The sequence below is a fragment of the Mycobacterium sp. genome (genome assembly GCF_047975165.1).
In the GTDB taxonomy this organism is placed as follows: Bacteria; Actinomycetota; Actinomycetes; order Mycobacteriales; family Mycobacteriaceae; genus Mycobacterium.
In genome coordinates this window covers 1-10,908 of the sequence record NZ_JBKECZ010000131.1, presented here as the reverse complement: position 1 = coordinate 10,908, position 10,908 = coordinate 1, and the positions used below count along the sequence as shown (strand labels likewise).

The 10,908-nt window shown below is 67.8% G+C and carries 10 protein-coding genes and 2 pseudogenes; all 12 read right to left on the bottom strand.

Annotated elements, in window-relative coordinates; genetic code table 11:
* Positions 1 to 67: 67 nt before the first annotated feature.
* Positions 68 to 739 carry a dTMP kinase gene (locus tag ACK5M9_RS12915; RefSeq protein WP_416893561.1) on the bottom strand — a complete coding sequence of 224 codons (672 nt, stop codon included), beginning with the start codon at positions 737 to 739 and terminating at the stop codon, positions 68 to 70.
* 10 nt (positions 740 to 749) lie between these two features.
* Positions 750 to 2,237, bottom strand: coding sequence for an adenosylhomocysteinase (gene ahcY, locus ACK5M9_RS12910; protein ID WP_416893560.1), 1,488 nt, complete (start codon positions 2,235 to 2,237; stop codon positions 750 to 752).
* 175 nt (positions 2,238 to 2,412) lie between these two features.
* Positions 2,413 to 3,030 carry a TetR family transcriptional regulator gene (locus ACK5M9_RS12905; RefSeq protein WP_416893564.1) on the bottom strand — a complete coding sequence of 206 codons (618 nt, stop codon included), beginning with the start codon at positions 3,028 to 3,030 and terminating at the stop codon, positions 2,413 to 2,415.
* A 68-nt stretch (positions 3,031 to 3,098) separates the two neighbouring features.
* Complete coding sequence (locus ACK5M9_RS12900) at positions 3,099 to 3,278, bottom strand: rubredoxin (protein WP_416893559.1); 180 nt, start codon at positions 3,276 to 3,278, stop codon at positions 3,099 to 3,101.
* Between the two features lie 11 nt (positions 3,279 to 3,289).
* A complete protein-coding gene (locus ACK5M9_RS12895) occupies positions 3,290 to 3,469 on the bottom strand; it encodes a rubredoxin (protein WP_416893558.1) in 180 nt (59 codons plus the stop codon).
* Complete coding sequence (locus tag ACK5M9_RS12890) at positions 3,466 to 4,734, bottom strand: alkane 1-monooxygenase (RefSeq protein WP_416893557.1); 1,269 nt, start codon at positions 4,732 to 4,734, stop codon at positions 3,466 to 3,468. Before ACK5M9_RS12890 ends, ACK5M9_RS12895 begins: the two co-directional genes overlap by 4 nt.
* A 116-nt stretch (positions 4,735 to 4,850) precedes the next feature.
* A pseudogene (locus tag ACK5M9_RS12885) lies at positions 4,851 to 5,189 on the bottom strand (amino acid permease C-terminal domain-containing protein); the annotation flags it as partial.
* 314 nt (positions 5,190 to 5,503) lie between these two features.
* The gene (locus ACK5M9_RS12880) at positions 5,504 to 6,346 is read right to left on the bottom strand and encodes a hypothetical protein (RefSeq protein ID WP_416893563.1); all 843 of its coding nucleotides are present in this window, start codon (positions 6,344 to 6,346) and stop codon (positions 5,504 to 5,506) included.
* Positions 6,347 to 6,414: 68 nt separating this feature from the next.
* A complete protein-coding gene (lpqB, locus tag ACK5M9_RS12875) occupies positions 6,415 to 8,163 on the bottom strand; it encodes an MtrAB system accessory lipoprotein LpqB (protein WP_416893562.1) in 1,749 nt (582 codons plus the stop codon).
* Between the two features lie 41 nt (positions 8,164 to 8,204).
* Positions 8,205 to 9,899: an MtrAB system histidine kinase MtrB gene (gene mtrB / locus ACK5M9_RS12870; RefSeq protein WP_416893556.1), complete on the bottom strand. Its 1,695-nt coding sequence runs from the start codon at positions 9,897 to 9,899 to the stop codon at positions 8,205 to 8,207.
* Between the two features lie 64 nt (positions 9,900 to 9,963).
* Complete coding sequence (mtrA, locus tag ACK5M9_RS12865; protein WP_416893555.1) at positions 9,964 to 10,650, bottom strand: two-component system response regulator MtrA; 687 nt, start codon at positions 10,648 to 10,650, stop codon at positions 9,964 to 9,966.
* Between the two features lie 74 nt (positions 10,651 to 10,724).
* Positions 10,725 to 10,908 (bottom strand): annotated as a pseudogene (locus ACK5M9_RS12860) (hypothetical protein); the annotation flags it as partial.

Here is a 10,908-nt window from a genome sequence, read left to right as displayed (position 1 = left end):
CCAGATCGGCGCAAATCCGTCGCGCCACACGGGCGTTTCGCGCTCGATAACCGCGATTGGACCCGATTTACCCGGAAAATTCACTCATTGGGCCACCCGAAGCCGCCCGCCCCGCCCTCAACCGGGCCGCCAGTCGGTCCGGATCGGCATCCTCGGGCGCCACCAGCCACCGTCCGCACCATTGCGCGGCGGCCAACTCGGCATACACCTCGCCGGTGCGGTGCTGCAGGCCCGCATCTCGTTCGTAGCTGTCGCGCGCCCGGGCCGGGTCGTCCCGTTCCCGGCTGCGCGCACGCTGCCCGGCGAGTTCGGCCGGGACCGCGAGCAGGATCTGCCAGTCCGCCTCGGGGAGCCCGAGACGCTGGTACTCCAGCTGCCCTACCCAGGCCACCGCGGCGCCGGCCGCCCCCTGGTGCAGCCGCGCCGCGCTGTAGGCCGCGTTGGAGGCGACGTAGCGATCGAGGATCACCACGTCGTGTCCGGCACGCAGCCGCTCGATCTCGCCGGTGGCCCCGGCCCGGTCGAGAGCGAACAGGGTCGCCATCGCATACACCGACGAAGCCAGGTCGCCGTGGTTGCCGTGCAGGGCCTCGGCGGCGATATCGGCCGTGATCGATTCCCCGTAGCGCGGGAAGGCGAGCGTGGCGACAGACTTCCCGGATCCCTCGAACACCCGTCGCAGACCATCGGTCAGGGTGCGCTTGCCGGAGCCGTCGACGCCTTCGATCGCGATCAACACCGGGCGCGGCTCAGTAGCGGTAGTGGTCCGGCTTGTACGGGCCCTCGACGTCGACACCGAGGTATTCGGCCTGGTCCTTGCTCAGCTTGGTCAGCTTGCCACCGAGCGCCTCGACGTGGATGCGGGCCACCTTCTCGTCGAGGTGCTTGGGCAGCCGGTACACCTCGTTGTCGTATTCGTCGTTCTTGGTCCACAGCTCGATCTGGGCGATCGTCTGGTTGGCGAAGCTGTTGCTCATCACGAACGACGGGTGCCCGGTGGCGTTGCCCAGGTTCAGCAGGCGCCCCTCGGACAGGACGATGACCGAGCGCCCGGTGTCGCCGAACGTCCACAGATCCACCTGCGGCTTGATGTTGGTCCGCGCAGCACCCGAGCGCTCCAGCCCGGCCATGTCGATCTCATTGTCGAAGTGACCGATGTTGCCCAGGATGGCGTGATCCTTCATCGCCTTGATGTGTTCGAGCATGATGATGTCTTTGTTGCCGGTCGAGGTGATGACGACGTCGGCGTCGGCGATCGCGTCCTCCACGGTCACCACGTCGAAGCCCTCCATCAGCGCCTGCAGGGCGTTGATCGGGTCGATTTCGGTGACCGACACCCGCGCGCCCTGGCCCTTGGCGGCCTCCGCGCAGCCCTTGCCGACGTCGCCGTAGCCGCAGATCAGCACGTTCTTGCCGCCGATCAGCGCGTCAGTCCCGCGGTTGATGCCGTCGAGCAGGGAATGGCGGGTGCCGTACTTGTTGTCGAACTTGGACTTGGTCACCGAGTCGTTGACGTTGATCGCCGGGAAAGCGAGGTCGCCCGCCGCAGCGAACTGGTAGAGCCGCAGCACACCGGTGGTGGTCTCCTCGGTGACGCCCTTGACCGACTCGGCGATCCGGGTCCACTTGTCCTTGTCGGTCTCGAAACGGTCCCGCAGCACCCCCAGGAAGATCTTCCATTCGGCGGAATCGTCGTCCTCGGCGGGCGGGACGACGCCGGCCTTTTCGTACTGCATGCCGCGCAGCACCATCATGGTCGCGTCACCGCCGTCGTCGAGGATCATGTTCGCCGGTGCGGCGGCGCCGTCCTGGTCGGGCCAGGTGAGCATCTGCTCGGCACACCACCAGTACTCCTCGAGTGTCTCGCCCTTCCAGGCGAACACCGGGACGCCCTGCGGCTCCTCGGGGGTGCCGTGCGGGCCGACGACGACGGCCGCCGCGGCGTGGTCCTGGGTGGAGAAGATGTTGCACGACGCCCAGCGGACCTGGGCGCCGAGTGCGGTGAGGGTCTCGATCAGCACCGCCGTTTGGACCGTCATGTGCAGCGAGCCGGAGATCCGCGCACCCTTCAGCGGTGCGACGTCGGCGTATTCCCGGCGCAGCGACATCAGACCGGGCATCTCGTGCTCGGCGATCCGCAGTTCCTTGCGGCCGAATTCCGCCTGCGACAGGTCGGCGATCTTGAAGTCGATGCCGTTGCGCACGTCGGCGGCCGGCGGGTTGGTGGTCGAGGCCATAGTCGGGTGCCATCCTTCTGCGGGAGCTCATGCTGGGATCTGAGCGGGGGGCCAGGGTCGAAGCGGGGCCCGGCGGCGAGTTCGCCGAACGAACCTCGGCCTACGCTCCCCGCCACTGTAGCCGCCCGCTCCGCGGCCATTCGTCCCGGGATTCCCCGGAACCCCCGGCGCGCCGCTACCCGATGCCGGACACCCCGTTCCGCTCGGCGAACGGGGTTATCAGCCGGGCCAGGTCCGCCGCGACGTCGTGGTCGGACTCCGGGGGCATCGGTACGTAGCTGATGCACAGCCGCACGATCGCCCGCGCCAGCACAGCGGCGTCATCGGCGCTGGTCGCCAGCCAGGTCTGGGTGAAAGCCGTCGACAGCCGATCCGACGCCCGGGTGATGATGGGTGCGCTGTCGGTGGTCAGGAGTTGGAGCAGGTCGGGCTTGGCGGCGCCGGTCAGCAGCGAGATCACCAGCGGGTCGGCCGCCGACTCGGCGAAGAACGCGCTGAAACCCTGGACAAAGGACTGGTAGACCTTGCCGATGTTGGTGTCCAGGGCATTCTTGACCAGATCCACCAGCCGGTCGGCCAGACGCAGGGCGTATCCCTGGGCCAGGCCCTGGCGGGATCCGAACTCGTTGTAGATGGTCTGGCGGCTGACACCGGCGGCCCGGGCGACGTCGGTCAGGGTGATGGCCGACCAGTCGCGAGTCTGCAGGAGTTCGCGCATCGCATCCAGCACGGAGTCCCGCAGCAACGCTCGCGAAGCCTCGGCGTAGGGCACCCGCCGCACCGGCGGGACCATGCCGGTCGGGCCGGCGACAGCGGTTCTGTCAGCGACAGCGGTCTTGCCGGCCAAGTTGGCGCCGACCATCAGCGCGCCACCTCGACCATCGCGAAGTCGGCTTTGGCCGCACCGCAGTCCGGGCAGCACCAATCCTCGGGGATGTCCGCCCAGCGGGTTCCCGGCGCAATGCCGTCTTCGGGCCAGCCGAGTTCTTCGTCGTACTCGAAACCGCACTGGGCGCACTGGTAGACCTTGTAGTCGGACAACGTTTTTCTCCTTATTGCTGGTCGGGAAGAACTCGGATGAAGTCGGGCTTCTCCCGGACAGCGCAGTCCGGGCAGCACCAGTCGTCGGGAATCCGTTGCCAGCCGGTGCCGGCCGGAAACCCCTCCCGCGGATCGCCCTTGGCCTCGTCGTAGGTGTAGTCGCAGACCGGGCACCGATAGCGGGCACTCACGCCGCGGCCTCCTGGCGGGCACCGTATTGCTCGAAGAGCCGCTGGCGACGCCGGGGCGCCACGTTGACCTTGGTGATGTCGCCGCCGTAGTGCTCGAGCACCCGGTGGTCCATCACCCGGCGCCACAGCGGCGGGAAGTAGGTCAGCGAGACCATCGAGGCGTATCCGCTGGGCAGGTTGGGTGCGCCCGCCACGCTGCGCAGCGTCTGGTAGCGACGCGTGGGGTTGGCGTGGTGGTCGCTGTGCCGCTGCAGGTGGTAGAGGAACAGGTTGGTGACAATGTGGTCGGAATTCCAGCTGTGCACCGGGGCGCAGCGCTCGTAGCGGCCTTTTCCGGATGCGGTGTCGATCTTTTGCCGCAGCAGGCCGTAGTGCTCCAGGTAGTTGACGGCTTCGAGCAGGCTGAAACCGAAGACCGCCTGAATGATCAGGAAGGGGATCACACCGACGCCGAAGCCCGCGACCAGCGCCGCGTACAGCACCACCGTCATCGCCCAGGCATTGAGCACGTCGTTGCCCGGATAGGTCCGCGGGTCCCAGGGGCTGCGGCCCGTCCGGCGGATTCGGTGGGACTCCAGGTGCACCGCCGAACGGAGCCCGCCGATGACACTGCGGGGCAGGAACTCCCAGAACGTCTCGCCGAAACGGGCCGAGGCCGGGTCCTCCGGAGTGGAGACGCGCACGTGGTGGCCGCGGTTGTGCTCGATGTAGAAGTGGCCGTAGGCGGTCTGGGCCAGGGTGATCTTGGACAACCAGCGCTCCAGCGAGTCCTTCTTGTGCCCCAGCTCGTGGGCGGTGTTGATGCCGACGCCCCCGAGCATGCCCACCGAGAGGGCCACGCCGATCCTGCCGGCCCAGTCCAGTCCGTTGCCCTGGCCGAAGCCGAGCCAACCGAGGTTCGACGCGGTGAACAGGTAGGCGCCCAGGATGACGCTCGCGTACTGGAAGGGCAGGTAGATGTAGGTGCAGTAACGGTAGTACCTGTCGTTCTCCAACCGCTCCATCACCTCATCGGGGGGATTCTGGCCGTCGGGGCCGAACCGCAGGTCCAGCAGCGGCAGCACGATGTAGAGCAGGATCGGCCCGATCCACAGCGGCACCTGCGCGGCGTCGTGCCAGCCGAGCCGGTTGATCCCCCAGACGACCGGAAGCATCACGAACAATGAGGTGGGCACGATGAGTCCCATGAGCCAGAGGTGGCGCTTCTTGTCGCGCCATTCGGCGTGCTGTGCGCCCGTGTTCGGCGCGTCGATTCCCGCGGTCATGTGTCGAACCTCCTTGGATGTCACACCACTGAGTTAGACAATACGAGTATTTCCGTCCTATGTCTAGACAAACATTGATTGTTTGTACATTAGATAAGCGCGACTCCCCTGTGTGCCTAGGGGCCGGCGTTGTCGTTCCGTCGCGCCTGGACCGAATTGCGGTACCCGTATCCCGCATAAATCGCGATTCCGACCAGCAGCCAGATCCCGAACCGGATCCAGGTCAGGGCGGTGAGATTGACCATCAGCCACAGGCACGCGCACACCGCCGCGATCGGCAGCGCGGGCACCAGCGGCGTACGGAACGCACGCGGCAGATCCGGTCTGGTCCTGCGCAGGACGATGACCCCGGCGGAGACCAGGATGAACGCGAACAGCGTCCCCACGTTGACCATCTCCTCGAGCTTGGTGATCGGGAAAATCCCCGCGGTGGTGGCGACGACCACCGCCCTGAGTTCGGATATTTGGCTCAGTACCCAGGCGTGAGCGCGAGTCGTTCGCGAGCGTAACGTGGCTGCGATTTCGCGCCTCGGATTTCGCCCTGGCGTTACGCTCGCGAGCAAGCAGGCGGAATCTCGCCCCGGAGCGATTCACCACCACCGCGCGAACCTACCCGCCCAGTACCCCAAACAGACCACCCGACCACGCAAACCTACAGGTCAAAGACCTAACAAAGCAGAATCTCGGAGACCGTGTCCGAAGTCAGGCCTGCCCCCTGACCCCTGCCCCCTGGCCCCGGCCCCCTGCCCGTCGCCCCCCGGTCGCCCGTTCAATCCGCTCCCCCGAACAGCGACGGCCGGCTGAAGCTCAGCGCGCCCTGGCCCAACCGGGTGATCAGCTCTTCCAGGTACCGCATCGGCAGCTCCATCCGCCATTCCGGCAGCAGCCCGGACAGCAGCAGCGCATCCGGGGCGAATTCGACGCCGGTGAGAATCAGCCCGTGCGGCAACTCGGGCAGCGGCACCTGATAGGCCGGGGCACGGCCCGGCAATTTCCAGCGGCGCTTCCCGGTGACCAACGCCCGCGGGCGCAGCCACAGCGTGGTCTCGGAGTTGGTGGACACCACGTCGGTGTCGATCTCGACTCCACCCCACCCGGGCCGCCGCGCCCAGCGCAGCTGCGCCGCCCCGTTGTCGCCGACTTCGCTGTGCAACTGCGGCACAGCGAGCCGCAGCACGTCGTCCAATATTTCCTTGGGCAGCTCCGTGGACAACTCGATCGGCGCCGCCACCACGACCGGCGGCACCCCCGGCCGGAAGTGCACGTTGTGCAAGACGGCAACGGCACTGTGCAATCGGTGCTCGTCCCAGCTGATGTCGTCCGCGGCTACCCGGACCTCGCCCAACTGGCCGACCGTCAGACGCTGCGTCTCCAATGCGGACTCCAGCTCGGTGACGGTCAACCGGACATCCTGGTCGCCGATGCGGACGGTGATCCGCTTGCCGACGACCAGCTGCTGGAAAGTGGCGAACAACGTCCGATAGGGCACCGCGGCCGCCTGCGCGGCACCGGCACCCACCAACGGCAAACCGGTAGACGACCACAACGATGACAGGGCGTCCAGCGCGCGGAACGAATCTTCCCAACGCAGGAAGGGAACCTTCGGCGCCATCGGCATCCGCCTCCTCATAGCGAGGGTAGCCGGTTCGCGGACCCACCCGAAGGAGTGGGGCACACGCCTCAGCCGGGCAACACCGGAACCGCGCCGCCGATCATCAGACCCGGCACCTCTGACCAGCCCTGTTGACTGTCGACGGCCGACGCCGAGTACATCATCACGCCCTGCGGGCCCCCGACGTAGACCGTGGACGGGTTGGCCGCGATCGCGAACAGGGGAATCTGCAGGCCCCGAGTGGGCGCGTCGGAGTTCACTCCGTCGATATTGACGTAGGACACCGGGTGGTTGGCGTCGTTGCGAGTCACGACGATGTCGTCGCCGGTCCGCCAATACAGCGACACCACCGAGTCGCCCAGGCCGAACCCCAGCCGGCGCGGGTAGGTCAGGGTGAACTGGCCAGCCTGTGTCTGCTCCACACCGGCCAGCACGACCTGCCCCGCTATCACCATCGCGGCGCGAGTCCCGTCACGGGACAGCTGCAGGTCGGTGATCGGCCCGGGGAAGCGGGTCGACACCGCGGCGGAGTCGACCGGAATACGGGCCGGCTGGCCCGAGGCGGGTTCGGCGATCGCCCGCAAAACGTTGTTGGTGTCCACGACAACCCACACCGCGTCGTCCAGCGACCAACTGGGCCGCGACAGGTTGTGGCCGTCGGCGGACTGGACCGCCTCGCCGCCCAGTTCCCCGATCCACAGGGAAGCGGCCGTGTCGGGGGCGTCCCGCCCCAGCGTCACCACCGATGCCACCAGGTTCCCGCCGCGCGACAGCGCCGCACCGGTCTGGTCGCCCATGTGCCCGAAAGCACCCGGAACCTCGGTGGCGTGCTGGCCGTCCAGGGACACCAGCGACCCCTCGACCAGCGCGTGCATCCCCGCGCCGGCGCCATCGGCGGCACCGGGGTCGGTGGCGGCGACATCGGAGGTGGTCCAGCCTTCGGCGAACCGGTCCTCCAGCGGGGCGCCGTCGGCGTTGATCACGTACGGCCCCCGGATATCGGCCCTGGCCAGCGTCCAGATGATCTGGGCCGCCAGCAGCTGCCTGCTGTGCGGATCGGTGGTGGCCAGCTTCTCCAGGTCGATCCGAGCGCCTCCGTAGCCCTTTCCGATTCCGCTCTTGCCCCCGTCGGCCCGGGTCACCGGTCCGTGCAGCCGCAGCGGCGCCGCCAGCAGGTTGCGCACGGTTTGCGCCATCTCCCGGCGCGGCCCGGCGATCAGCTTGGAAACCAGCTCGGTGGCCAGTTGGTCATGGTCGGACACCGCGACGTAGCGCGGATCGGGCACCACCGTCTTGCCGGTCGGGTCGGCAAAGTACAAGGTGTTGCGCCGATAGGTGGACTGGAACTGCTGCCAGTCCAGGAAGACGCCGTTGGGCAGCCGGTCGATGCGCCAGCCGCCGGATGTCTTGACCAGCTCGATCGGCCCCGGGTCGGGAAGTTTCCCGTCGCCGGTCTCGAACACCCCCACGTCCGACAGCGAACCCAGGATGTCGGCTCGCATGTTCACCGAAACCCGCTCGACCCCACGGGTTTCCACGAAAATCACATGGTCGATCAACAGCGCGCTGCCGGCATCGTCCCAGGAATCCGACGCCGACTCGGTGAGGAACTGACGGGCGGCAAGATGTCGGTTGGCGGGGTCGGCCGTAGCCTTGAGGAACTCCCGCAGCAGCACGTCGGGATCCATCCCCGGGGTCGGCTTGGGCAGGTTCGACGGAACCTGCCGATCGACGGTGCCCACGGCCTGCGGAGCCGACGTGCTGGGCACGCTCGCGCAGCCGGCGAGCACGGCGGCGGTGACGGTCAGCATGAGCATCACCCGCCCGCCGGGCAGGACCCGGCGGCCAAACCCGCCCATCAGCCACTCCGCTCGGCGTGTTCGCGAGAAAGCTCGGCGGTCGCGAACTCCGGTTGCCCCACCGGCTGCGAAACGGGTTGGGAGTTCGCCGGCGGCACCGGCTTCATCGGCAGCGGACTGGTGGTCACCTTGTGCCCGCGCACCAGCGGAAGGGTCAACCGGAAGCATGCGCCCTGGCCGGGCTCGCCCCACGCCTCCAACCGGCCCTGGTGCAGCCGGGCATCCTCGATGCTGATCGCCAGGCCGAGCCCGGTGCCGCCGGAGCGACGCACGCGGGACGGGTCCGAACGCCAGAATCTGCTGAAAACCAGCTTCTCTTCCCCCGGGCGCAGTCCGACGCCGTGGTCCCGGACGGTCACCGCTACCGTGTCCTCGTCGGCCGCCATGCGGATCTTGACCGGCTTGTGCTCGGCATGGTCGATCGCGTTGGCAATCAGGTTGCGCAGGATCCGCTCCACCCGGCGGGCGTCCACCTCGGCGATCACCTCTTCATCCGGCAGATCCACCAGCAGTGGGATTCCGGCATCCTCGGCGAGGTGGCCGACGTTGCCCAGCGCGCTGTTGACGGTGGCCCGCAGGTCGACGGCCTCGACCGACAGTTCGGCCACCCCCGCGTCGTGCCGCGAGATCTCCAGCAGGTCGTTGAGCAGGCTCTCGAAGCGATCCAGTTCGCTGACCATCAGCTCGGTCGAGCGCCGCAGGGCCGGGTCGAGATCGCTGCTGTGGTCATAGATCAGATCGGCCGCCATCCGCACCGTGGTCAGCGGTGTGCGCAGTTCGTGGCTGACGTCGGAGGTGAACTGGCGCTGCAGGTTGCCGAATTCCTCAAGCTGGCCGATCTGGCGGGACAGGCTCTCGGCCATGTCGTTGAACGACAACGCCAGCCGCGCCATGTCGTCCTCGCCGCGGACCGGCATCCGCTCGGACAGGTGCCCCTCGGCGAACCGCTCGGCGATGCGCGACGCCGAGCGCACCGGGTTCACCACCTGCCGGGACACCAGCAGCGCGATCCCGGCGAGCAGGATCAGCAGAACCAGTCCGCCGGTGGCCATGGTGCTGCGCACCAGCGTGACCGTGGTCCGCTCGTTGGCCAGCGGGAAGATCAGGTAGAGCTCCAGGTTCGCCACCCGCGAAGACGCCGGGGTTCCCACGATCAGCGCCGGGCCGGAGAAGCGGTCGGTGTGCACGGTGGCGTACTGATAGGCCACCTGCCCGGCATGGACGAAGCCGCGCAAGCCGTTGGGAACCTGGTCGACGGGCCCGGCCGAGGAGGCGGCCCGCGGCCCGTCACCGGCCACCATCAGCACCGCGTCGAAGGCCCCGACCACCCCGGCGCCGGAGGCGAAATCGGTTTTCGAGGTCAGCGTATTGCGGGCCAGTTGCAGGCTGCTGTCCAGCGAACGGGTCTCCTCACCGCTGACGATCCCGGTCACGGTGGTGCGCGCCCGCTCGACCTGATCTATGGCGGCCTTGACCTTGACGTCCAGGACACGGTTGGTGACCTGGCCGGTGAGCACCACACCCAGCGCCAGGATCACCGCCAGCGAGAGGCCGAGCGTCAGGGAAACCACCCGCAGCTGCAGCGACCGACGCCAGATGACGGCTACCGCGCGGCTCACGCTGCTGAGTCCGTGGGACAGAGGTCCGGAACGACCCCATGGACCCCTGCTTCGTCGCCGTGAGGCCCAGATCACCGGAGCCGTCCCACCTCATCGCTGCGCTGCCGCGCATCGGCTTCGGTGATGTTGATGGCGCGGATCACGGAGGTCCGGCCTTGTAACCCACTCCTCGAACGGTCAGAACCACTGTCGGGTTCTCCGGGTCTTTCTCGACCTTGGCACGCAAACGCTGGACGTGCACGTTCACCAGGCGCGTATCGGCCGGATGCCGGTACCCCCAGACCTGTTCGAGTAGCACATCACGAGTAAACACCTGGCGCGGCTTGCGTGCCAACGCCACCAGCAGGTCGAACTCCAGCGGCGTCAACGAGATCTGCTCACCGTTGCGGGTCACTTTGTGTGCCGGTACGTCGATGTCGATATCGGCGATGGACAGCATCTCGGCGGGCTCGTCGTCGTTGCGGCGCAGGCGTGCCCGCACCCGCGCAACCAGTTCCTTGGGCTTGAAGGGCTTCATCACGTAGTCGTCCGCCCCCGACTCCAAGCCCAGCACCACATCCACGGTGTCGGTCTTGGCGGTCAGCATGACGATCGGCACGCCCGAATCGGCGCGCAGCACCCGGCAGACGTCGATGCCGTTCATCCCGGGCAGCATCAGGTCCAGCAGCACCAAGTCGGGCCGCAATTCGCGCACCGCGGTCAGGGCCTGGGTGCCGTCACCGATGACGGCGGTGTCGAAACCCTCCCCCCGCAATACGATCGTGAGCATCTCGGCGAGCGATGCATCGTCGTCGACAACCAGAATCCTTTGCCTCATGGTGTCCATGGTGTCACCAGATCGGCGCAAATCCGTCGCGCCACACGGGCGTTTCGCGCTCGATAACCGCGATTGGACCCGATTTACCCGGAAAATTCACTCATTGGGCCACCCGAAGCCGCCCGCCCCGCCCTCAACCGGGCCGCCAGTCGGTCCGGATCGGCATCCTCGGGCGCCACCAGCCACCGTCCGCACCATTGCGCGGCGGCCAACTCGGCATACACCTCGCCGGTGCGGTGCTGCAGGCCCGCATCTCGTTCGTAGCTG